Annotated in this window: 15 protein-coding genes and 1 riboswitch; of the genes, 11 read left to right on the top strand and 4 right to left on the bottom strand. The window is 55.2% G+C overall.

Annotated elements, in window-relative coordinates; genetic code table 11:
• The 4 genes from HMPREF2756_RS06595 to HMPREF2756_RS06580 all read left to right on the top strand — a co-directional run.
• Positions 1 to 644, top strand: a 644-nt coding sequence (locus tag HMPREF2756_RS06595) for a DUF6318 family protein (protein ID WP_070619529.1), incomplete at its 5' end; no start/stop codon positions are given.
• A 242-nt stretch (positions 645 to 886) separates the two neighbouring features.
• The gene (locus tag HMPREF2756_RS06590) at positions 887 to 1,579 is read left to right on the top strand and encodes a DUF6318 family protein (protein ID WP_070619527.1); all 693 of its coding nucleotides are present in this window, start codon (positions 887 to 889) and stop codon (positions 1,577 to 1,579) included.
• Between the two features lie 79 nt (positions 1,580 to 1,658).
• A complete protein-coding gene (locus HMPREF2756_RS06585) occupies positions 1,659 to 2,357 on the top strand; it encodes a DUF6318 family protein (protein ID WP_070619524.1) in 699 nt (232 codons plus the stop codon).
• Between the two features lie 28 nt (positions 2,358 to 2,385).
• On the top strand, positions 2,386 to 3,603 hold the full coding sequence (locus HMPREF2756_RS06580) for an MFS transporter (RefSeq protein ID WP_070619522.1): 1,218 nt from the start codon (positions 2,386 to 2,388) through the stop codon (positions 3,601 to 3,603).
• Positions 3,604 to 3,682: 79 nt separating this feature from the next.
• Here HMPREF2756_RS06580 and HMPREF2756_RS06575 read toward each other — a convergent pair whose 3' ends face one another.
• The 4 genes from HMPREF2756_RS06575 to HMPREF2756_RS06560 form a co-directional block, all read right to left on the bottom strand.
• On the bottom strand, positions 3,683 to 5,674 hold the full coding sequence (locus tag HMPREF2756_RS06575; protein WP_070619519.1) for a M13 family metallopeptidase: 1,992 nt from the start codon (positions 5,672 to 5,674) through the stop codon (positions 3,683 to 3,685).
• Between the two features lie 196 nt (positions 5,675 to 5,870).
• Positions 5,871 to 7,316: an MFS transporter gene (locus tag HMPREF2756_RS06570; protein ID WP_070619516.1), complete on the bottom strand. Its 1,446-nt coding sequence runs from the start codon at positions 7,314 to 7,316 to the stop codon at positions 5,871 to 5,873.
• A gap of 358 nt (positions 7,317 to 7,674) precedes the next feature.
• Complete coding sequence (gene metE / locus HMPREF2756_RS06565) at positions 7,675 to 9,996, bottom strand: 5-methyltetrahydropteroyltriglutamate--homocysteine S-methyltransferase (protein WP_070619512.1); 2,322 nt, start codon at positions 9,994 to 9,996, stop codon at positions 7,675 to 7,677.
• A 42-nt stretch (positions 9,997 to 10,038) separates the two neighbouring features.
• Positions 10,039 to 10,950: a methylenetetrahydrofolate reductase gene (locus HMPREF2756_RS06560; RefSeq protein WP_070619509.1), complete on the bottom strand. Its 912-nt coding sequence runs from the start codon at positions 10,948 to 10,950 to the stop codon at positions 10,039 to 10,041.
• A 77-nt stretch (positions 10,951 to 11,027) separates the two neighbouring features.
• Positions 11,028 to 11,136: riboswitch (SAM riboswitch) on the bottom strand.
• A 415-nt stretch (positions 11,137 to 11,551) separates the two neighbouring features.
• On the opposite strand from HMPREF2756_RS06560, the gene HMPREF2756_RS06555 reads away from it, so the two are divergent.
• The 7 genes from HMPREF2756_RS06555 to HMPREF2756_RS06520 all read left to right on the top strand — a co-directional run bounded on the left by HMPREF2756_RS06555 (position 11,552) and on the right by HMPREF2756_RS06520 (position 23,622).
• Positions 11,552 to 12,388 carry an Abi family protein gene (locus HMPREF2756_RS06555; protein ID WP_004006414.1) on the top strand — a complete coding sequence of 279 codons (837 nt, stop codon included), beginning with the start codon at positions 11,552 to 11,554 and terminating at the stop codon, positions 12,386 to 12,388.
• A gap of 87 nt (positions 12,389 to 12,475) precedes the next feature.
• Positions 12,476 to 13,477 (top strand): aldo/keto reductase, encoded by a 1,002-nt coding sequence (locus HMPREF2756_RS06550; protein WP_070619506.1) that lies wholly within the window; start codon positions 12,476 to 12,478, stop codon positions 13,475 to 13,477.
• A 120-nt stretch (positions 13,478 to 13,597) separates the two neighbouring features.
• Entirely contained in the window at positions 13,598 to 15,079 is a 1,482-nt protein-coding gene (locus HMPREF2756_RS06545) for a sugar porter family MFS transporter (protein ID WP_070619503.1), read from the top strand.
• Between the two features lie 287 nt (positions 15,080 to 15,366).
• Positions 15,367 to 16,563: a cytochrome P450 gene (locus HMPREF2756_RS06540; protein ID WP_070619500.1), complete on the top strand. Its 1,197-nt coding sequence runs from the start codon at positions 15,367 to 15,369 to the stop codon at positions 16,561 to 16,563.
• 1,563 nt (positions 16,564 to 18,126) lie between these two features.
• On the top strand, positions 18,127 to 18,324 hold the full coding sequence (locus HMPREF2756_RS06530; protein WP_070619497.1) for a hypothetical protein: 198 nt from the start codon (positions 18,127 to 18,129) through the stop codon (positions 18,322 to 18,324).
• Between the two features lie 41 nt (positions 18,325 to 18,365).
• Positions 18,366 to 21,407, top strand: coding sequence for a type 2 lanthipeptide synthetase LanM (gene lanM, locus HMPREF2756_RS06525; RefSeq protein ID WP_070619495.1), 3,042 nt, complete (start codon positions 18,366 to 18,368; stop codon positions 21,405 to 21,407).
• 1 nt (position 21,408) lies between these two features.
• On the top strand, positions 21,409 to 23,622 hold the full coding sequence (locus HMPREF2756_RS06520; protein WP_070619492.1) for a peptidase domain-containing ABC transporter: 2,214 nt from the start codon (positions 21,409 to 21,411) through the stop codon (positions 23,620 to 23,622).
• Positions 23,623 to 23,783: the final 161 nt, after the last annotated feature.

The following is a 23,783-nucleotide window of genomic DNA, read 5'->3' as shown; positions in this document are numbered from 1 at the left end:
CCGCATGCTCAACCAGTAATTCTAATGGCGGCGGTTCTGATTCGTCGAAACGTGACGACTACAGCGGCGAGGTCAAGCTTGAGAAGTTTGATACTTCCGCCGGGAATTATGAGCCCGCAACCCGTGAGCATCCCGCAAAAAACGTTCCGAAACCTATTAAACCCGATAACCTGAATGATAAATCGGTGGAGGGCTTCTACCAGAATATTGCCTTTCTTGTTGCTGGTATGCAGTATATCTCTATGACTGCAGATGGCAGCGCTCTTAAGGAGAGCAATATTAAAAACAAAGAACAAGTCTCAACGCTTGAAGAACAGATGAAATCTTCTGGGGCACCAGATAAGTCTTGGTCTGAGGACTTCACTGTCAAAGCTTCTCTCGATACTCCGCAGCCCAAGATTGAGGGCGACAACTATACCTGGGAAGGAAAGTTATCGATAAATCTGGGCAGCTTTATGGTTCGAGATGGTCAGGCGATAGATATCCCTGAGAAATCGCGGCATCAGGAAATGCCATATACCTTTACGGGTACCTATAAAGATGGTACCTGGGAAATTGACCTGAAGCCCAAGACTTCCGCGTCTTCTGGTGCCAGCGGTGGCGCATCCACCGGTTCCGGCAGCGGCGGAGGATTCGGGTTCTAAACCTCTTTCGTGCTGAACCGCATCGGACGTAAATATGGGACAAGCCCGCAGAAACACGTGCGTTTCTGCGGGCTTGGTCTATATCTGCGGGGCCTGTTTGTGGTGGGAGTGTCATAATTACCTGTACTGCGGCTCTACTCCGGGATAATAGAGGATGCGCCCGTCACGGTAACATCACTCCCCGAACGAAAATACCGGTAACGACGCCGTATTTTCCGCTTCCATGAGAAAGGTACCCGCCTATGACTTCCTCGTCCTTATCCCGCAGAGCTGCCCTCGGCGTGCTAGGCACCGGTTCCGCGCTCGCCTTCGCCGGATGCGCCTCCCGCGTGCAGCCGCTCTCGGCGGACGCATCCGCGAGCTACCGTGCCGACTATTCGGGTGAGGTCACGTTTAACAGCTACGACACCTCCGCAGGAGAATACGTGCGCGCAACCCGTACCCAACGCGCGAAGAACGTGCCGAAACCGGTGAAAACCGCCATGATGACCGAGAAAAGTTCCGCCGGGCTCTACTCGCTATTTGGATTTCTTGGGGCAGCCTTCACCTACGGAATTATGACCAACGATTTCTCCCCCTTCAAAGAAATTACCTTTGTGGGAGGAATAAACGGAGCCGAAGCCTTTGAGGAAAGCAGCGTGAAGGAGCTTGAAAATATGTGGTTTGAAGACCCTAAAATGACGTTTACGCTCAAAGATCCGACTCCCACCCAGAACGGTGACGTCTACACATGGGCGGCAACGACCACATTCTCAACAGGTAATTTTGTAGTGTATGAGGGCACTGCGGTAGACATTCCCAGCGAGGCAAAGAAAGACGTTCACGACGGAGAGTTTAAGGCACGATATAACAACGGACGCTGGTTGCTGATCGATATTCCCACCAATACCGATTTGTCTTCTAGCTTTGGCTCAGCGGGTAACTTGAGTGCCTAATTCCAGGGATAGTACTGGCCGTGAGTATCCGGGATAATAGTGTTAGAACAATAGTCGCCATCGATGAAAGGTCTTTTTCATGACACAGTCGTTTGTATCCCGCAGAACCGCCCTAGGCGTGCTGGGCGCAGGTTCCGCGCTCGCTTTTGTTGGATGCGCATCCAATGTCGGCAGCGTGAAACCGCTCCCGACGGATGCTACGGCAAGCTACCGCAGCGATTTCAGTGGCGAAGCGAAGATCGATGAATACGATACCTCGGCGGGGGAGTACCGTAAGGCGACCCGCACCGAACGCGCGAAGAACGTGCCCAAACCCATCAAACCTAAGAACGCCGACGAAAACTCGGTGGCAGGGCTGTATTCCAGTATCGCGTTCTATACTGCGGCGACCCAGTACATGATGGAGAGCGGTGACGATAGCCTGATCGAGCAGACCGCGTTGAATGATACAGATAAAAGCTCCGTTAAGTCGTCCTCGTACCAGTTTTCAACGATCTGGTTTGAAGAACCCAAGGTGACAGCCAACCTCACCGCACCGAAGCCCAAGGAATCCGGCGGGGAATACACCTGGCCTTCCCGATTCACCATAGGGTTGGGCAGCTTTATCGCCACCTCAGGAAGGGATGCTGATGTCCCCTCAAGCTCCCGCAGCACCACGCTCGACGTGGATATAACAGGGAAGTATGAAAACGGGCAATGGGTTATTGGCGGGTTCGCCGCAGCCTTCCGCAGCCAGGTAGGTTCAGGCTCTAGCAGCAGTAGTGGATCGAGCATCTAGCCTTCTGCTCTGAGAGGTTTTGCGGAACATGGTGAGGCACAGCAGAGCGTACTATCTCATCCCGGCGACGGCGCTTTCACGCATAGGCACCGTCGCCTACACCATTGTGGTGACCTGGTATATCAGCCAGCACGCCGGTCAGCAGATGGTTGGGGTGATGAATGCGTGTAGCGGTGCGGGCATATTCCTCGCCAGCATTCTTGGATTTGTTGTCATTGACAGGTTTAAGAAAAAATCCCTGCTGATTTTCTACGATATTTTTAATAGCCTCTGCTGCCTGTGCGCTCTTATTCTTTTATCGTCAGCACGCGGAGAATTTATCGTTTATATACTGATTATTCTTTCCGCTCTCATGTCTTTAGCCGCGACTGCGTACAGCCCCACAAGCCGCGCTATTATTCCTGAGATTCTTGGAAATCGAGAATTTGAAAAATACAATAGTACCTATTCGATGGTGGGAGAACTATCCCGTGCTGTGAGCCCCCTCGTGGGAACCATGATTCTCATGCAGAATTTTGCGAATGCTCTGGAGCTTTCAATCATCGTCAATCTGGTGTCATTTATTCTGTCTTTGGTGCTCACTTTTATGGTGCCCGCTGGGTCTGTCGCTACCCGACGCTCGGAGGGTTCCGAAGTATTCCAAAAAACGCATATAGTTCACGATTTATGGTTTGGACTAGTATATATAGCCTCTAGTGCATATTTTAGACGTGAACTTGTCTTCGCCGCCCTCCTCAATATGTGGGGTGCCTCAACCCTTTTCCTGCTTCTAGGGCGAATTGCTTACTTGGGGTTAGGGCAAGAGGTTTACGGTATTGGTATGTTTATGGGAACTATGGGAGCCGTGGCTGCATCTTTTAGTCTCAACCGCATGCCTGCGTTGAGGCGGTGGGCGCATCCACAAATATTACTGCTGGTTATCAGTGGCGCGTATGTATTGGCACTTATACCCGGAATTATCAGCGTTATTACTGCACAAAGTATAGTGAGTGGAATTATTGTTATCTACACTATTGGTCTTTTCTCGGATTTGCAGAAGAAGAGCGATGCTGGGCATATTGGAAAAGTAATGTCTGTCTTTAGTTTAGCGGCAGCGCTTTTTACATCGCTGGGAAATCTACTCTTCTCACATCTAAGTGCGCGGGTAGATACCGGAACATATGCGTTCGTATGTGCCGCATCCTTAGCCCTTACAGCGGCGGTGCTTTGGGCAATACGGCATCTTTTAACCCGCGCGAGCAGATAATATTTCGGCGAGCAGATAGCAATCCGTTATCTGCTCGCCGAAATATTATCTGCTCGCGCTATTGGGAACTGGCAGGTGGCTACCAGATACGCACGCGATCCTCAGGCGCCAGGTACAGTTTGCTGTCCTCAGGAACATCGAACGCATCATAAAACTCGTCGATGTTGCGCACCACGCCGTTCACCCGGAACTCGTCGGGGGAGTGCGGATCCACCGAAATCATCATTTCCGCATGCTGCGGGCGTGACTTAGTACGCCATCCCTGAGCGGTAGACCAGAAGAGGCGTTGCGCGGCCGTCATGCCATCAATAACCGGCGCATCCGCCAGCGAAGTGATGCCCTGCTCGGCAAGCGCAATCTCATAGGCCCTCAACGCAATCGACAGCCCCGAAAGGTCGCCGATATTCTCGCCTAGAGTCAGTTCGCCGTTCACCTGGAACTTCTGCGGGTCAAGGTTCGCAGGGGTGTAGGCGTTATACTGCTGCACCAGCGCGCTCGTGCGTTTGGTGAACTCGGCGAAATCCTCCTCGGTCCACCAGTTATTCAGCGCGCCGTCGCCGTCATAAAGCGCACCCTTATCGTCAAACCCGTGGCCGATCTCGTGACCGATTACCATGCCGATGCCGCCGTAGTTCGCTGCGTCGTCGGCCTCAGGGTCGAAGAAGGGCGGGCGCAGAATAGCCGCGGGGAACACAATCTCGTTAGCGGGCGGCATATAGTAGGCGTTCACGGTCTGCGGAGACATCAGCCATTCGTTCTTATCAACCGGGTCGCCAGCGCGATCGATCATGAAATCGCTGTTAAAGGCGGCGGTGCGGCGCAGGTTCTCGAACAGGTCACCGGGTACCAGGGTCAGTTTCGAGTAGTCGCGCCACTCATCCGGGTAGCCGATTTTCGTGACAAACTTCGAGAGCTTTTCCAGCGCCTTTTCGCGGGTGGCTTCGGTCATCCAATCCAGGTTCGTGATGGATCGGCGGTATGCTTCCAGCAGGTTATTGACCAGCTTGAGCATTTTCTCCTTGTGTTCCGGCGGGAAATGCACCGCCACGTATTCTTTGCCGAGCTCCTGATCGAGCGCGTTCTCCACAGCCGCAACGCCGCGTTTCCAGCGTTCGCGCAGCTCTTCGGTGCCCGAGAGGGTGCGACCGTAGAAATTGAAGTTTTCCTGCACGAACGCATCCGGCAGGTAGGGTGCGCGGGAACGGATAGCGCACCACAGGGCCCAGAGTTTCCAGGTCATCAGCGGGGTGGACTGCCACATATTCGCCACGCCCTCCAGGAAAGACGGCTGAGAAACAATGACTGTGCCCAGCTCTTTGGGGTCTGCCCCCAGCGCAAGAAGCCACTGCTGGAGCGGGAAACCGGGGAATTTCTCGTCAAGTTCGGTGGCTTTGACGGGGTTGTATTTCGCCTCTGCATCACGGTTTTTCACGACATCCCAGTGATGCGCGGCGATCTCGGTCTCGTGCGAGAAAATGAGCTGTGCCGCCTCCATAGGGGTTAGGGTGAAGCTCTCGGTAAGACCGGTCAGTTCGAACATAGTGGCGATATGCTCGATATACGCGGCGCATACCTGCTCGTATTTCTCTTCGCGATAGTAAGCCTCGTCGGGCAGGCCCAACCCGGCCTGGGTGAGGTAAAAGACGTAGTGCTCGGGGTCTTTCTGATCGATGCTGGTGTACCACCCGAGAAGCTGCGCCAGCCCAGCCCGTGAGAGGAGCGCTAGAGTGACGGCGAGCTGCTCGCTCGTGGCGGCGTTGAGAATCGGGGCAACCTCGCGCATGAGCGGTTCCAGCCCGTCGGACTCAATCTTTTCGGTATCCATAAAAGAGTTGTAGAGCGCGCCGATGCGGGATTCAGGCTGTTCCTTGGCGATACGCTCAACGATCTCACGCACATGCTTTTCGGCATCATCGCGCAGAGTGTACAGCCCGCCGTCTTTGGAACGGTCGGCGGGAATTTCATAGGTATCGAGCCAGCGGCCGTTCACGTGGCGGAAGAAGTCATCGCCCGGTTTAACCGCATTATCGACCCATTCGGTCGTAATTCCAGAGTTCTTTGCATTATCCATGACCCCATTCTAGGGGCTTTGAGGCGCGAGAACCTTGAAGATAACACCTCTTCGGCATATTCCCTCAGGGGCGTAATTCGGTGAACGCTGCCACTCTTTGCCCTTAAAGGTAACCGCGAGCAGGTAGGATTTTGCCGATAAGGTAGGAAAATCCTACCTGCTCGTATCAAAAACCACCTGCTCGCGGAAGCTGAAACTACGCCTGTGCGTTTTCTGCAGCGAGTTTCTTATCCCTCTCAGCCATCATGCGTTTCTCGGCCCCATTGACAAGCCAGAGGAACACAATAGCCAGTCCCGAGCACACGATCATGAAGATGAATGCGGTGCTCCAGCCCCAGTGATCCACAATGATGCCGATACCGGTAGAAGCCAACGTAGCACCCAGGGCATACCCGAAAAGACCGGTAAATCCTGCGGCGGTACCCGCGACATGTGAAGGCGACAGGTCAATAGCCTGCAAACCAATCAGCATTACCGGCCCATAAATCAGACCGCCAATCAGGGCCAACGCAATATAGGCGACAATGAGCGGAGCATCGGCTGGAGGCAGCCAATACAGCAAAATAGCGCCTACAGTAGCAATCAAGAAGAGAATACCCGCGGGTGAACGACGCCCCTTAAAGACATAGTCAGAGACGAAACCGCAGAGAATAGTGCCGCCAATACCGGCAAGCTCCAGGATTGAGAACCCAGCGATACCGCCCTCAAGGGAGGCGTGGCGCACATCGTGCAGATATTTAGGAGCCCACACCAGCACACCGTAGCGCAGCGTGTACACAAAGACATTAGCAAGAGCCAGATACACCATGGTCGAATTAGTCAGCACATGCTTACGAATAGTCGTCCATGTTGATTCAGAACGGTCTTCGTCCGTGGACTCAACCTTGTGGGGATCGTTGCGGTACACGTCAATAGTGGGCAGACCCTCAGCCTCTGGATTATCGCGAATCAGCAGCCACGCCACAAAAGCAAGCACAAAGCTAATCACGGCGGGGAACCAAAAAGCAACCTGCCAGGTTTTACCGAAGAGCGTGAAACCCCAGGCAACCAAAAGACCTGAAAGCGCGCCACCAACGTTATGTGCGGTATTCCAGAGAGAAACCTTAGACCCGCGCTCGCTCGTTGAGAACCAGTTCACGAGCACGCGGCCTGAGGGCGGCCACCCCATACCCTGGAAGATACCGTTGAAGACCATAATGGCGGCCATGGTGGATGCGATTGCGGCCCCGTATCCTGCAGCCGCCGCACCGGATCCCATGTACCCGGCGATAGCGAGCAGAACGTTTGCAATACCAGAAAGTACTAATCCTATGGGGAGAAATAACCGCGCATTAGAGCGGTCAGAAATCATAGCGGTAAAGAACTTGCTGAAACCATAGGCTAAAAGCAACGCCGTAGAAAGCGCACCAATAGCCGCATTACTAAAACCGAGCTCATGAGTCAGAATCGGTGTAACAAGCGGAACGTTATTGCGAATCAGATAAAACGTTGCGTACCCGATAAAAATACCCATAAAAACCTGAAAACGTAGGCGTGGGTACTTCGATGCGACCTCTGCTGTGTTCAGTTGAGGTTTTGCTGTCGGGATAGCAAGCCAGCGGGGTACAGAACCCTTCTTCTTTGGAGAATCTGTAGTAGTCATGCTCGCATTTTAGGAATAGATACCTATAGAAATAGTAATTTTAAGAGCATATGTACAGGTTACTTAAACTAGAAGTGAACATATGTTCAGAATGATTATTCTGTGAATAACAATTTTAGGCTGTCACAACAGTAAATTTTTTATTTATGTGAGATAGGACTATGTCTTAGGGAACATAAATGCCTATGTTGGATGCGCATACCCTCTATATAACCGCGAGCAGGTAGGATTTTGCCGATAAGGTAGGAAAATCCTACCTGCTCGAACCAAAAACCACCTGCTCGCGGAATTATTGTGATTGTTTAAGCCTGTAATTAAGGCACTTTATAGGGGTAGGGGAGAGGCTCCGCGCCAGAGACTACAGGCTCGCCCGAACCTTCTTCGCTGCGGACACTACGTTCTCCAGCGTCCTCTTCGTCTCCTCGTAGTCGCGAGTCTTCAAACCGCAATCCGGGTTAACCCACAGGTCAGAGATGGTTCCGTACCCAATCGCGGCACGGATCAGCTCCTCAACCTCAGCCTGCGAAGGCACACGCGGCGAGTGAATATCCCACACGCCCGGGCCCAGCCCCGAAACATAGCTTTCGGGAATATCCGCCAGCAGCTCCATATGCGAGCGCGCCGCCTCAATACTGGTCACATCCGCATTCAGGGCATTAATCGAATCAATAATCTCGTTGAACTCCGAGTAGCACAGGTGGGTGTGAACTTGAGTTTTATCCTCGACCGCGCTCGTCGCCAGGCGGAACGCATTCACCGACCACTTCAGGTACGCGGGCTGCTCATCGCGGCGCAGTGGCAGAAGCTCACGCAGTGCCGGTTCATCCACCTGAATAATGCGGATGCCCGCCTCTTCCAAATCGGCGATTTCGTCGGCGAGCGCCAATGCAACCTGATTCGCGGTTTCCTCGCGCGGCTGGTCATCACGCACGAACGACCAAGCCAGAATAGTCACCGGGCCGGTCAGCATGCCCTTGACGGGACGGTCGGTGAGGGACTGGGCGTAGGAAATCCAGGGCACGGTCACGGCCTCGCCGCGCAGCCCTTCACCTGCGCGTTTCACATCGCCGAACAGCACCGATGGGCGGGTGCAACGCGAACCATAGGACTGCACCCAGCCGTGCTTTGTCGTGGCGAAACCATCGAAATTCTCGGCGAAGTACTGCACCATGTCGTTACGTTCGGCCTCGCCGTGCACGAGCACATCCAGGCCCAAATCTTCCTGGAGTTTAATAACGGAGGCGATCTCTTCACGCAGGAACTCGTCAAGCTGCTGCTGCGTGATTTTACCGGCACGCGCCTCTGCACGGTGGCGGCGAATATCGCCGGTCTGCGGGAACGAACCAATGGTTGTGGTCGGCAGCTTCGGCAGATTCAGATCGGCTTGGGCATCCCGGCGGGTCTTCAGTTCGGGACGCTCAAAATCCTGCGGTTTCACGGATGCGGCACGCTCACGGATTGCCGCATTATGCTTACGCGGATCCGCTGTGAAACGTGCTAGCGCTTCGTCGGCGGTCTTCAACTCTGCCTCAACCGCAGACTCACCGTCGGCAAGACTGCGGGCAAGAGTCACGATCTCGGCGACTTTCTGGTCGGCAAAAGCCAGACCGTCTACGGGCACATCGGCGGGGTCTTCAAGGTCAAGATCGTGCGGCACATGCTGCAGCGAGGTTGAGGACGCAACCGCCACCGCACCGCCGTTAATGTTCTGGAGTGCGTGCAGGAGCGCTCGCAGGTCGGCACGCCAAATATTGCGCCCGTTAATGGCACCTGCCACCAGAGTTACGCTGGAGTCTTTGAAGGCGGTCAGCGCCTCGGCATCGTAGAGCGTGGAAACCAGGTCGAGATGCAGCGCCTCAATACCGGTGTCTAACAGTGCGGGCAGGTTCTCGCGCAGATTGCCGTAGGGGCTTGTCACCAGGATTGCGGGGCGGTTCGTTTCGGCTGCCAACGCGGTGTAAGTTTTACGCGCCAATTCGGCGATTTTGGCGTTGGGAATGTCGCGGTCCACGGTCAGGCCGGGTTCGTCGAGCTGCACCCACTGCACGCCGCGTGCCGCCAGTTCGGCGAGCACTTGCTGGTAGGCTTTCACGAAATCGTCCAGGCGATCCAGCGGTGTGAACCCTTCGGGCGAATCCTGCTCGGCTTTCGCCCCGAGAAGCAGAGTGAGCGGGCCGACCAGCTGCGGGCGCACCGTCACGCCGTGCTCCTTGGCGACTTCAAGCTGCTCGTCGATAGCCTCAAGATTCAGCTTGATCTCGGTATCCGGGCCGATCTCGGGCACCAGGTAGTGGTAGTTCGTATCGAACCATTTCGTCATCTCCAGCGGAGGCAGCGTCTCGGTGCCGCGCGCTAGAGCAAAGTACCCGGGCAGATCGAGCAGGCCGCGCGCATCCTTGGCGTCGGCAAGACGCTTGGGCACGAGGGTGAAAAGGCGCACGGCATCGAGCACCTGATCGTAGTACGAGAAAGTCGCCGGAATAGACGAATCGGTGGCGCTAAGACCGCGCTCGATCACACGGTCATAGTAGGTGCGCTGCACATCTGCGGCCGCCTGGCGCAGTTCATCCTGCGTGATTTTGCCTTTCCAGAACGCTTCCTGTGCCTTCTTCAGCTCGCGGAAACGGCCCACGCGGGGGTAACCGACGATGGTTGCTGCGGGGAATGGGGTGTGGGTCATCCTAGTTCCTTACTGTGGGAGGGTGTCAAATAAAAGGGGAGTTTAGAGGTATTGAAGATCGCTTAGGGGGAGTTTGAAACGGTTCGAGTAGCGCGGAACGTCGAGTTCTTCGAGGACGTCCAGCACAGCCTCATGCTCGTTAAATGTGAAGAAATGCAGGCCGGGGGCGCCAGCATCAAGCACCTTGCGACATTGGTCGAGCGCATGTTCCACGCCGATGCGGTGCATCTCGCGCGGCTCACTCGCGGTTTCCAGACGATACGCCAGCTCGCGCGGTACTTCAAGCCCGGCAAGCTCGCACAGCTTCGTCAGCCGAGTCAGCGAGGTAACGGGCATAATACCGGGGATAATGGGCATCTCCACCCCGGCAAGGCGCGCCGCATCCACCAGCCCCGAATAGCGCTCGGTCTCAAAGAAAACCTGGGTGATGGCGAAATCCGCCCCGGCACGCTGTTTTGAAAGCAGAATCTCAATGTCTTGAAGAAGCGAGGAAGACTCGGGGTGCTTATGCGGGTACGCCGCAACCCCAATCGATACCTTCCCCGCAGCAAGATGCGCGAAATCCTCACGTTCCACCCTACGAATCAGCTCCACCAGGTAGCGGGCAAAAGGCAGCTCAAGCGGGCGCGTGTTTTCGGTCGGAATATCGCCGCGCAGCGCCAAGAAACCGCGTACTCCAAGCCCCAGAATCAGACGAACCGAGCGTTCCAAATCGGCCACGGAATGCCCCACGCAGATTAGATGCGCCAGCGGATTCAGCGAGGTTTCATGCACCAAGTGATCGAGCAGAGCCAGCGTCTTTTGGCGGCGCTGCGCATCGCCCGAATAGGTAACGGAAACATAATCCGGGTTGGTTTGCTCAAGCTCGGCAATGGTTTTGAGCAGGGAATCGCAGCTTGCGTGCGACCGTGGCGGATACAGCTCGTAAGAAAGAGCCGGGTGAACTGTCGTCATTTTCATTCCTCCGTGTTCACCCGATAGAAGCGTGCCCGAAGGTACGCCGAATCTTAGCAAGACGCGAAGGGAATTCACTTCTATCGGTTCTGGCGGGAGCACCTTGTCCGTCCACCCCATGGGTGGAGGCTGGCGAGGTTGCTGCGACGTCTAAGAGCCAGATCTCTCGGTCGCTCTGGATAGATAACGTTCCTATTCTAGGCAGGATGCGCGGTGTCAGCAAGAATATGTCGGCACATGTCGTCGAGCGGTCATAACCGCTTAATATTGTGGGATGCGGCGAAACAATACGTCATACGGGTTCGCGGCAGGTCGGACTAGCGCGTTGAAACCTCCACCTGATTTGGCCGCAAGCAGATAATATTTCGACGAACAGATAGCGGAATGTTATCTGCTCGTCACGAAACTATCTGCTCGCGGGAGAAGGCATTCTACAAGGAAAAAACCGGGTATTGTTCTGAGAAAACATGTCGTGTAAACTATGTGTAAGAGTCCCCCGACCGCCTCTACCCGTGAGTCTGCAGGTTCACAGGATATGCGCATATGTCGGGGCCCTTCTTTACCTGCTTCCGGTCTTATAGATCCTCAAGAAAACCCTGAAATGGTATATACACGACAACCACAAAACTATATTGAACATCTGGAACACAGCGGTTTCAGTAGCCTACCCGATAACTTTTCGAGTACTTCTATCTTCTCAATGCCTTTGGAACGGTTACGCGGATACATCGGCAACTATGTTGTTCTTTCGCAAGAACCCTATCAATCCGCCGGTCTTGCTCGCATTATCGATCTTGATATTCAATGCGCTCAACTGGTTTTTGGCAGATTAATGCAGGCGGAATTGCTTTTGCGCAGACTCACCGTTGAGTCTTATGAAAGACTGTCACAAACCCCTTGTGACTATCTTAATCCTCACTATTATCTGGAAACTAGCCCAGGAAGTGTCACAAGACTTCTAGAAGATCTTGATGAACAATACCGCAGAACGAACCCTCATCACCGCGAGGCGCCTATGCCGTCCTTTGAGCAAGTAGTCGATAGCTTTTCACTGGGTCTATTGAGCAGATTTATCACACAGTACAGACCGGATGCGCAGGATCCGATTCTTTTCTGGAAAACCATTGCCCACGAGCTGGAGATACCTGTTCCTGCTTTTGAAAGCAACCTAAAATCGTTGACGGTTTTTCGTAATCGGGTGGCGCATCATGACAGGTTATGGGCTTCGACAAGCCCTGAGGCGGCACGAAAAGCTCGGCTTTTTGCGAAACGTTTGCGCAGCAGCCACCCGCGCTCATTGCACGTAGCTGTGCTGAATCTTGCGTTGTTTTTGGGACCGGGTGAACGCGAGGAATGTGCCCGCGAGTTTGAAAATTTTATTGCGCAGGATGAGCTGTATTACATAGGGGCTACGACTCTTCACACAAACTTACACTAGAAATCATCTATTGCTCGCGAGGGAGTTGCAGGGTGCCGTGAACGTCATGTTGCGACCATGTACTGTCAAACACGGTAGAGTAAACGTATGGAACGCATCGAATCTCCCGCATATGCACGCCTGGGTAACTCCGGGCTGGTCGTGCCCTCCGTCGGTATCGGCTGCAACAACCTGGGACGCCCCGGCACCCCCACTCAAACTCAGGAAGGCACCAACGCCGTTATCGCCGCCGCAGTTGAGGCGGGCATCGGCTTCTTCGATATTGCCGACCTATACGGCGCCGAGCCCGGGCTTTCAGAAACCATGTTCGGTACCGCGATGCGCGAACTCAACCTCAACCGCGATGACCTGATCATCGTCACCAAATTTGGGCTTCCCACCGGTACCCTCAACGGCAATGATTGGGATGCGCGCGGCTCACGCCGATACATCATGCGTGCCGTCGAAGGTTCACTGCGCCGTCTGGGAACCGAGTACATTGACCTGTATTTCTACCACAGCCCCGATCCGAACACCCCGCTGGAAGAGACCCTATCTGCGCTCGACACGCTCGTGACCAGCGGAAAGGTGCGTTACCTGGGGCACTCCAACTTTGCGGGGTGGCAGCTTGCCCACGCCGAGCACCTCGCCCGCGAACTCGGCATTGAGCGGTTTATCGCCGCCGAAAACCACTACAACCTGCTGGATCGCCGTGCCGAACTCGAAATTCTTCCCGCCGCCCGCCATTTCGGGCTCGGGGTTCTCCCGTATTTCCCGCTCGCCAACGGGCTTTTGACCGGAAAATACCGCCGCGACAGCATCCCGGCAGGGTCACGTCTGTCGCACTCCAAAGCGCAGGTACTCGCGCAAGCCGATTGGGAACAACTCGATGCCTACCGCGAATTCTGCGTCGATCTGGGGGTCTCAGAGGTTCAAGCATCCATCTCTTGGCTCAAACAGCAGAACCCCGTCGCCAGCGTGATCGCCGGGGCAACCACCCCCGAACAAGTACACGCAAACGCGCACGCCGCAAGCGTGCGTTTCAATGATGAAGAACTGGTGCGGCTCAACGAGATTTTCCCAGCGCCCGAAAGCATTGCGCTTTTCTGACAGTTCTCCTTCGCCACTGCAAATATAGCCAAATGGGAATATAACTAATCGGGAATATACCCAAGCCAGCAAGCGTTTAAAGACTGTGCGGTCTCTCAACCTGTGCCGTACAAGACCCTCATGAAAGACAAAAATACCCGCATGAGCATCACCACCGAGCCGCCAAACCGCGCCAGTGCACTACCCCCGCTCGGGCAGGGCGCACACACACGCCGCCTAGGCGTTATCGCGCTGGTGGCAACCTTCGGCGGGCTCCTCTTCGGGTACGACACCGGCGTTATCAACGGTGCCCTCGACCCCATGAGCCGCGAACTCGGCATGGACAACACCATTCAAGGCTGGGTCACAGGCTCCCTCGCCTTCGCTGCCGCCCTCGGAGCCATGGTCACCGGGCGCATCTCAGATGCCATCGGGCGACGCAAAACCATCATCGGACTCTCAATCCTCTTCATCGCGGGCGCGCTCGCATGCGTCTTCACCCCCAGCATTGCTGTACTGTTGATGGGTCGCACGATGCTCGGGCTCGCTGTGGGAGGGGCATCTGCGGTCGTGCCTGTTTTCCTCGCCGAACTTGCACCCTACGAAATTCGCGGATCACTCTCCGGGCGTAACGAACTCATGGTTGTCGGCGGGCAGCTCGCAGCGTTCATTGTGAACGCCATCATCGGTAACCTCTGGGGCGAACACGACAGTGTATGGCGGTGGATGTTCGCCGTCTGCGCTCTGCCTGCGCTCGCGCTTTTTATCGGTATGCTGCGCATGCCCGAATCCCCACGCTGGCTTATTGCGCAGGGGCGCACCGAGGATGCGCGCGCCATTATGCGGCGCATCCGCCCCGCCGAACGTGCTGACGCCGAAATCGCAGACATTGCGCGTTCACTTGAGGAAACGCGCACCCAAATCGGCGCGGGGACTAGGGGCAGCATGGGTAAAATCCTGCGTGAAAAATGGTTTGTGCGGATTCTGCTGGTCGGTATTTTGGTGGGTGCCGGGCAGCAGCTCACCGGTATTAACTCCATCATGTACTACGGCATTAAGGTGCTCAAAGAGGCCGGGTTTGACGAGGGTTCGGCGCTCGTTGCGAATATCGCGCCGGGCGCTATCGCCGTGGTCGGCTCAATCTTTTCGCTGCGTATGATGGAGCGCGTGAACCGCCGCACGATGGTGATCGCTGGGTATTCGCTGACCGCGTTTTTCCACCTGCTGATCGGGGTAGCGTCTATGCTCCTGCCGGAGGGCAGCCCCGCGCGTCCCTATATTATTCTGGTGCTTGTGGTCGGGTTCGTGGGGTCGATGCAGACCTGCCTGAACGTTTCGACGTGGGTGCTGATGAGCGAGCTGTTCCCGCTTCGGGTGCGGGCGGTTGGCATGGGCCTTTCCGCATTTTGCGGCTGGATGATGAACGGCATGCTTTCCCTCGTATTCCCGGTTATTTTGGGTGCGCTGGGACTGACCGGCTCATTCTTCGGGTTCATGGTGGTGAACGTGCTGATTGCCGTGATTATGTGGCGTAACCTGCCTGAGACCCGCGGCAAAACCCTGGAAGACGTGGAGGCGGGCGTTATCTCAGGTGCCGCCTATCCGTTTGCGGCTACTCGGTAGACGCGAGGCTTCGCTAGGACGCGAGCAGGTAGGATTTTCCGACCTGCTCGTACCAAAAACACATGCTCATGGATAGATAAGACCGGTGGATGCTCTGCAGACCCACACAGCAAAGGCATTCCTATCCTGCGAGGGCGCGGGTTAAGTGATAGTGTCAAATATGTTATAACTATCCTTCGGTTGTGGTGCCGTCGCGCGATATTCCCGCTGCCGACTCCACGGATAGCGCACGGTCGCGCATACTTGACGGCACGCGCATACCTGTGACTTTTAGAAGGCAGAAAGTCGTGGCAGACAACGTAAAAAATGATTGGGATTTGCGCAGCGAGAAGGTTCAGAAGAACCAGGTGGCCGCTTATGACGAGATGCGCCGCCGCTGTCCCGTAGCGCACGACGAGTTCATGGGCTACTCCGTGTTCAAGAACGCTGATGTGCAGCATGTGCTCGATCATCCCGAAATTTACTCGAATGTCGTCTCGACGAGGCATATTGCCGTGCCGAACGGTATGGATGCGCCCGAACACACAACGTTCCGCGCCGTGAACGACAAATACTTCACCCCCGAGCGCCTGAGGGAGTTCGAGCCGAAAATTCGTGAGGTCGTCAAGAACCTGGTAGCTGATCTGCCGCGCGGCACCGAGGTTAATGTGATGGATGGGTTCGCGCAGGCTTATGCGATGCGCATTCAGAACGCGTTCATGGGCTGGCCCGCAAGCCTTGAGAAGCCACTGATCGAGTGGATTGAGAAAAACCGCGAGGCTACGCTACGCCGCGACCGCGAGCAGATCGGCAAGGTCGCCCTTGAGTTTGACACCTATATTCGTGAGCTTCTGGATGCGCGCCGCGAGCAGGCTGCCGCCGGTAACCCGCAGGATGTGACCGCCGAGCTGCTGACCGACACCGTGCAGCTGCCCGGTCAGGATCCGCGCACCATGACTGATGAAGAGATTGTGAGCCTGATTCGTAACTGGACGGTGGGGGAGCTTTCGACCGTTTCGGCGTGCGCCGGGATTATCGTGAACTTTTTGGCACGCAACCCGCAGGAGCAGGCGCGGCTGCGTGACTCACTGGGGGAGGGGCATGCGGAGATCGCCGCAGCGGTTGAGGAGATTATGCGCCTTGAAGACCCGCTGGTGACAAACCGCCGTGTGACTACCGAGGATACCGTGCTGGGCGGGCGTACTATTCCGGCTAATTCGCGGGTGACGATTAACTGGTCGAGTGCCAACCGTGATGAGGACGCGTTCGAGGATGCGCTCGCCTATAACCCGCATCGTGATCAGTCCCGCAACCTGGTGTATGGCGACGGTATTCACGTCTGCCCGGGTGCACCGCTGGCCCGCTTGGAGCTGTGCCTGCTCATGGAGGAGCTGCTGAAGGCGACCGAGAGCATTGTTCCTGGTGACGAGTCAGACGTACCCGCCACCGAGAACGCGACCTACCCGATCTCGGGCTACTCGATGGTTAGGGTGGTGTTTGGGTAGGGCTTAGGGTCTGGTGGTAAAGGAAATTAGAAGATGCCTCAATATAAGTTAAGGTATCTGGTTACACTCTACGGCTAGATTGTAATAGAGCTTCCGTAAGTTTTAGACACGCCCTCTAATCCCTGCTTAAATTCCACCGAGGAAACATACCTCAAGCCTGAATGCAGCCTCTGACAGTCCTTTATTTATAAGGAGTAGCCTTAGAGCCTTAGAGTAATCGCGAAAAGGGGCTGGCTACGTGCGCTTACGCTTCCTTAGGCTCCTTAAATAGGGAGTATGACTGTATAGTCATTAGGGCAAAAATTGCCCAGTAGAAACCTGTCGACTGATTATGTTGAGGTCCCCAGTACATTGCACCGAATAGGGTGACTGCAGCGAGGAGAACTGAGAGTATCAACCACACCCTGTGCAGCCCTGTATTCTTCTTATTCTTCATGACGCATCAATCCTTAGGGATAAATCTCAGCTCGTTGAACCTGTTTTTCTGAATACTACCAGACAGAGAACATTCTTCAAGGGGGTATTTGACCCCGTAACTACGCTGTTTAAGAACGGGTCTTGTACCTGTTAACCTGAAGCTGTAAAACTGCCAGAAAACCAACACACGATTCGTTACGCCAATACTGCTAGATACATCCTCAACTCACCTGAGCCTCACTATTGGAAACTGTCGCACAGGCATGCTGCCTGGGCGACAGCATCCAAATTTTTTGGTGCTTCTTCAAAAACCAACGTGGCAAATTCTCTGTAAACCGCATAGTATTTCACCCATAAAGTTTAAATTTCTAAGCAACAATACTCAGATTTCTCGGGAATTTTTAATGATTTTGTTATCTTAAAAATGATACCAAACCGTTACAAAAACTTTTTCAAAATTATTTTTCTAATACAAAAACAAAAGTTACTGTAAATAATGGAATACTTTCCGGACGCTTTATTTTCTGAGTAAACTAACCTAATCCCTTGAAATTACAGCCCAAAATCGTAATGATTATTGTTTTGAATCACGTTTAAAATGCTTGACATCAATATTATTTACCATTTTAAAGAGTGCACAATAAATTTTTGACCCCTAGAGTACATCTTGAAACACGTTTATCAAGTTGTTACTGTAGAGTCACCGATTTCAATAGAGAGAAAACCGACTCTGATAAGGACTTTTGTTCCATGACCTTGCCGCATGATGAGAATAGAAGATATATCTCACCACCCCTATATGTCGCAACCCGCGACGAAAGTTCATAGTCAATGGAGATGTGAGGTTTTCGTTGCTTGGCACCTGTAGCACGCGCGGCATCCCCACATAATTCAGATGACATAGCCCTGGCAGCCTGTGTCCAATAGCTATGTTTACAGTGCTACAGAAATAAGTAACAAATTTTACAAACTTCCTTTCCTTGAGGCGTTAGCTCGCCGTAAGGAAGGGTAGTGGGTTCCAGGCGAATACTGTGGAAAAGCAAACACCTGGAACCCAGTCAGAGAATAGTTTGATGTCTTCAGCATCAAACTAAACACCGATAATACTATTCCTGAACGGATCAGGAATATTTAAGGAGGATAACCATGGCTAAGGATATCACGCTCCTGGAAGAGATCTCGGACCTCGACCTGGACCAGGTTAACGGCAGCGGTCACGGCGGCGGCGGCTACAGCGGTGGCGGCTACAGCGGTGGTGGCAACGGCGGCGGCGGCAACTACTGCGGTAACGGCTGCGGCAACTACAACTTCGGCTTTGGCTTCTGGGGCGGCAGCTCTTCCTAAGTCCGGGGAATAAGTAAATACGATAGATAAGGAGATACCAGGTGTTAATCAGGGAACTTCTTCCTGAACTGGATGATGAGCAATTCCGACGCCTAGAAACGTATGTATCTAGCACTTCGTTGTTAGAACGTTTGGGTACCGCATCCAATACTCCCGACTCCGAGTCTATCGTACGGTTGTCGGCTCCGGTGCTCAAAGCACTGGGGCCGACGGTCGAACCCTCCATGTTTCACGCGCTCATCGCCCAGCTCGCCGAGGGTGAGCGTGACAATGTTGAACGTGCTGTTGCCGCATCGAGCTACGCCGCACCGTCGCGGCTTCCCCTCCTAGCTGGCCAGTTTGTGGAGAACCTGACCGCGCGTTTAACTAATTTCTACCTCAGACCGCTGGTTGCGCACATTAAAAAGATCTCCTCGCAGGGGCTTCTGCACGGCGACACCCCCGAAGAACGGTATGAAGACTACTGCCGACGTTGGGGCGAAGAATTTAGTGACGACTTTTATGCAAGCTACCCGCTTCTGCCCGGTGTTCACGGCAGAACTATTGAGCAGTTTCATGCGATGATTGCCGAGATTTTTGAGCGGGTGAGCGCTCGTGAAGATGATATTCGCGAGCTTCTTAACGTCAAAGATGACGAACCCCTCAAACTCGAATCCTTCGGTCTGCCCAGAACTCGTTACGGCGGCGGACGCGCCGGTTGCCTTCTCGAATTTACCCAGGGTGTGGTGGTCTACAAATCCCGCAATGTTGAAGGCGAATGGGTCTTCTGGAAAATCGTTCAAGACCTTGCCGCGCAGGGGGCGCCTTCGATGCGTGCTGCCCGCGTGATTCGGGGTGACGGCTATGGTTTCATGGAGTTTATTAAACGTGAAGACGCAGACTTTTATGCCGAAGACTTCCTTGGGGCTTGCGGGCGGCTGGCGGCTTTACTCTACACCCTGCAGGCTAAAGACCTGCACGCCAAGAATTTGATACCTCTGCGCACAGAACCCGTTCCGATTGACCTTGAAACGATTCTCCACCCCGTGCATATTCTGACGGAGGATATTCAGAGTCCTCCCGAAGGCAGCGTTTACCTGCGTTGGTTGCGTGGAATCGCATGCAGCGCATTTCTGCCTACCCGCCGCACACGCCGCGATATCTCGCTAGGGTTCCGTGACGTAGGCTTCCTACACGGCGAACAGGGGACGAACCCCTTCCACGAGGTAACCGTCGCAAATCCCTTCCGTGACGATGCTGTGGCACGCATCAACCGTGAACCCAGCCCAGAGAACCCGACCACGGAAGACGCAGATCGCGCCAAAGAAGCTAACGCCAGCACCCCGGAGGAGCGGCGTATTTCTGAGGCAGCCCGCGCCCGCGCCTTCGCACGCGGATTCACGCAGATGTACCGGTGGGTCTGCGAGCACCGCGAAATCATGACCGAGGTGGTCCGCACGAATTGCTCCGGGCTGACGCTGCGTGCCCTGCTGCAATCCACCAGGTACTACACCCGAATCCTCAAAATGCTCAGCAGCCCCGAAGCGCTGGCCTCCGAAAAAGTCTTCGCCACGATCGCGCTGCGTGCCGCAACACTGAGCAATAACCGTCCCCTTGAGATGATCGGGGCCGAAGTAGAAGCCCTCTGGCGGTTCGACATTCCCTTTTTCATGCATCGCACAGATGGCTCCGAGATCATATCTTTCGACGGGCACGCCGTAGGACTGACCATCGACAGCAGCGCGCTCGATGAAACCCTGGAGCATATTGCCGCTCTCGGTGAAGACGACCTTGAAGAGCAGATGCAGCAGATCTGGTCAGCCTTCGTATCACCCTACCCACCGGATCGCATACTCGCGGACGCATCGGCAGAGCTACTGTCAAACAGGCAGAGCGTGCAGCATGAACGAGAACTCTGCGAGGCTATTGCCGACCACCTAACGGCGACGAACCACCCGGGCGGCAGAGAGGAAGACGCCTGGACCTGGCTGGCACCCACCCCCGGCCTGTGGCAGCAGCACCTTAGCCTGTGGAACACCGAAGTCCTCGGCATAGACCTTTACACCGGCTCAACCGGGGCTGCACTCGCCCTCACCCAGGCCGCACGGATGCTCGAAAAACCGGAATACACGCAGACGGCCCGTCGGGTACTAGACCCCATCGCACAAGACGTCTTCGCTGACAGGCTTTTCAGCATTCCCCCCGAAACCTGCGACGGCATATCCTGCGGCGAAACAGGCATCGCCTTCGTGCTCGCCGCTGCCGCAGAAAACCTTCAGGATACCCGTTTTGCTGAGGCAGCCGTCAAGATTGGCGACCGCACCGCCGCGCGCCTAGCGCAGGTTGAACATCCCATGCCCGGGTACCTGGACCACCAGGTAGGGGCTGCCGCCCTGCTCCTGGGTTATAACCTCGCCACCGACCGCGCGGCTCTGTTGGCGGTATTAGACAGGCACGCCCAAGACATTATCGCCGGTATGGTAGAAGAAAACTGGTGGCACCGCAGCGGATTCGCCTACGGAATCAGCGGATCAATCTTCGCGCTCGCCCGCTGGAACCACCAGATGCCCTCACCCGAGCGAGCCCGCGAAGCCGTCGAAATTCTTCTGCGCCGCCTCAACGACTTCAACACCGGGGACGAATGGCGAGCCCAGCTCACCGAGCATGACAGCGGCGAAGAGCATGCCAGCGGCACTTGGTGTTCCGGCAGCGCGGGCATCGCCCTCGCGTTCGCGGCACTGCACCTGTGGATGCCCGAACTCGCCAGCCGCACCGACCTCGACCGCGCGGTACAGCATGCGTTCCGCACCGGAACCCAAAGCAACCTCACCCTCTGTCACGGCGACTTCGGCACCCTGGATGCGCTCGCCTGGATAGCCGACCGGATCCCCGACGTGCCATGTGCAGAGGCTATCCGGGATGCCATCGAGAACGGTTACAGCGCATCGGATATTCGGGCAGTCCTCGACGATAAATCCGTGCGCTACTCGCTGACTCCCTCGTTCATGGTCGGCACCTCCGGTGTGCTGTCCTGGCTGGCTCGCCGAGCAGACAATGCTCGCCCGTACAGCCCTCTTATCCCCGAGCCGTTCGAGGTTCGATAGTATGGGTTTTCCTGCTGTTCTTCAGGCGGCGAAGACCGAATGCGGGCTGGGCGTGGGGGCGTCCGTCCTGCAGCACTACGGGCGCTATCAGACTATTTCAGACCTTCGCCTGATTGCCGAACCCGGTCGTGAAGGCCTCTCGATGCGCCAAGTGCGCGACCTTCTCGTTGAGGAAGGTATGGAGGTCAAAGCCTTCAGGGCGCCCTCTCTCGAACATCTTCGGGATATTGGCAAGCCGGTTATTCTGCACTGGAACAATTCCCATTACGTGGTTTTGGTGCGCATCCGTAAGGATCGCGTGCATATTATGGACCCCTCCACGGGAATGCGGGTTATGGATCTTCAGGAGGCTGAAGAGTCTTTTTCCGGCAGTATTCTGGTGCCGTCTCCGCGGAAAGATTTCAAAAAGAAATCCCGCAGTGTCTTTCAAGATTGGCAGTTGGGCACCTTCTTCACGAAGAAAATGTTCGGCCAGTACGCGCTGTTCCTGCTGCTTCTCATCATCACCTACAGCGTTACCTTTGCCGTGCCTATGGTGATCCAAACCGTGGTGGATGCGCAACTCAGGGGCGCAAAAAACACCGTCGTGGAAACAACGGTCGGTGTGGTAGTTGGTGTTATTGGCTACTACCTGGTTTCCATTGCGCGCGCCGCAACGCTGGCGAGTATCGTCTCGTCCATCGGATATAAGCTCTTGGGCAATATGTTCGACAGGCTGCTGAGGCTGCCGCTGACCTATTTCGCGCTGCGTTCTCCGGGCGATATTCTCTACCGCCTTTCAAGCGTGAACACGCTGCGCAACTTCTTGTCTACAAGCCTGACCGAGTTCGTGATTAACATCGGCACGATGATTGTGATTCTCATCTTTATCGCCCAGCAATCGAGCCAGGTTTTGATAATCACCTTCGTGGTTCTTGCCGTGCTGATGCTGATCTGGTTCGTCACGGCGCGCCCCACCTCCCAGGCGCTCGACGCCGAGTATGCGCACGCCTCCGAAGCGCAGGTGGTTGAGCTTGACGCTATTAACACCATTGCAGCCATGAAGATGACGGGTTCCTCAACGCCCACCTATAACACCTGGCGCGAAGCCTATATGCAGTCGCTGGCGTCAATGCGCCGCCGCATGGTGCTGCAGCAGGGTGTGCTCGGGTCTGCCGCATCCGTGGTGCAGTTGGGCGGTCCTCTGATTCTGCTGTTGGCGTCGATACCGCTGGTGAATGATGGAACGCTCACGCTCGGTCAGGCTATTGCGACCGAGGGTATTTCTGCGCTGCTGTTTTCGTCGGTTGCTTCGACGATGTTTGGCATTATGAGCATTATCGCGGTGGACCGTGCGGTTGCGCGTATCGTGGATATTCAGCGTTATGAACCGGAGAAGAGCACGGGATCTGTCACCGATATTGCTGATGGTGACCTTGACCTTGAGAACGTGAATTTTACGTATCCGGGCGGTAATAAACCTGTGCTGACGGATATCTCGCTGCGCGTGCCGGAGGGCCACGATGTTGCTCTCGTGGGTTCGTCCGGTTCGGGTAAGAGTACCTTGGCTAAGCTGTTGTGTTCGTTGTACAGCCCGGTTTCTGGCACGATTCGTGTGGGCGGAATCGATGTTAAAGATTATTCTTTGGACGAGTTACGTTCCCATATCGGGTATGTGCCGCAGCAGCTGCAAACCAGGTCGGGAAGCCTCTACGATAACCTCACGGCGGGTCTGGATGACGGGCGTAGCCGTGAAGAAATCGAAGAGAGTATTCTCGCGATGGGCATCCTGGATTTTGTGAAGGATTTGCCGATGGGCTTCGATACGATCATGGCGAGCGGCGGCGAGAACTTCTCGGGCGGTCAGCGCCAGCGCATCGCGATTGTTACGGCTCTGCTGCGGTATCCGCGCATTTTGGTGTTGGATGAGGCGACCAGCGCGCTTGACACCGCGACCGAGCGGCAGGTGACGGAGCTGATTGCGCAGTATCAGTGCACGAAGGTCGTGGTGGCGCACAGGCTTTCAACGGTGCGCAATGCCGAGAATATCGTGGTCATGGAGGATGGGCGCATTATTCAGAGCGGACGCCACGATGACCTGATGATGGTTGAGGGCCGTTACCGGGAGCTTTATTCTCAGGAGGAGCAAAGCAGCCAGGCGGGGTACATTTGGGCGCAGTGGCCCCCCACGAAGGTTTCTCGCCACGGCTTCGGCTTGGGAATGTTCACCTCGTAGCTCACGACTCTGTTGGATGCGCGGTGCACGCGGGCGTTCTGCAATGTTTGGCAACCGGCATAACAACTTCGGGAGCGATGGTTTCCAGCGGGAACAGGGTTCCTCTGGGTCGTTAACCTCGCCAGCTTCGGAACGTTATTGTATCCTCGCGCACTCGGCAT

Source organism: Rothia sp. HMSC067H10, assembly GCF_001810635.1.
Lineage (GTDB): Bacteria > Actinomycetota > Actinomycetes > Actinomycetales > Micrococcaceae > Rothia > Rothia dentocariosa.
Note: the sequence above shows the minus strand (reverse complement) of the source record. Positions and strands in the feature narration are given on the sequence as shown.

Coding starts and splice junctions, on each gene's coding strand:
- HMPREF2756_RS06545 (WP_070619503.1), top strand. CDS start 13,598: ATGAAAGACAAAAATACCCGCATGAGCATCACCACCGAGCCGCCAAAC.
- HMPREF2756_RS06575 (WP_070619519.1), bottom strand. CDS start 5,674: ATGGATAATGCAAAGAACTCTGGAATTACGACCGAATGGGTCGATAAT.
- HMPREF2756_RS06530 (WP_070619497.1), top strand. CDS start 18,127: ATGGCTAAGGATATCACGCTCCTGGAAGAGATCTCGGACCTCGACCTG.
- HMPREF2756_RS06560 (WP_070619509.1), bottom strand. CDS start 10,950: ATGACGACAGTTCACCCGGCTCTTTCTTACGAGCTGTATCCGCCACGG.
- HMPREF2756_RS06570 (WP_070619516.1), bottom strand. CDS start 7,316: ATGACTACTACAGATTCTCCAAAGAAGAAGGGTTCTGTACCCCGCTGG.
- HMPREF2756_RS06520 (WP_070619492.1), top strand. CDS start 21,409: ATGGGTTTTCCTGCTGTTCTTCAGGCGGCGAAGACCGAATGCGGGCTG.
- HMPREF2756_RS06580 (WP_070619522.1), top strand. CDS start 2,386: ATGGTGAGGCACAGCAGAGCGTACTATCTCATCCCGGCGACGGCGCTT.
- HMPREF2756_RS06550 (WP_070619506.1), top strand. CDS start 12,476: ATGGAACGCATCGAATCTCCCGCATATGCACGCCTGGGTAACTCCGGG.
- HMPREF2756_RS06590 (WP_070619527.1), top strand. CDS start 887: ATGACTTCCTCGTCCTTATCCCGCAGAGCTGCCCTCGGCGTGCTAGGC.
- HMPREF2756_RS06585 (WP_070619524.1), top strand. CDS start 1,659: ATGACACAGTCGTTTGTATCCCGCAGAACCGCCCTAGGCGTGCTGGGC.
- metE (WP_070619512.1), bottom strand. CDS start 9,996: ATGACCCACACCCCATTCCCCGCAGCAACCATCGTCGGTTACCCCCGC.
- HMPREF2756_RS06555 (WP_004006414.1), top strand. CDS start 11,552: ATGGTATATACACGACAACCACAAAACTATATTGAACATCTGGAACAC.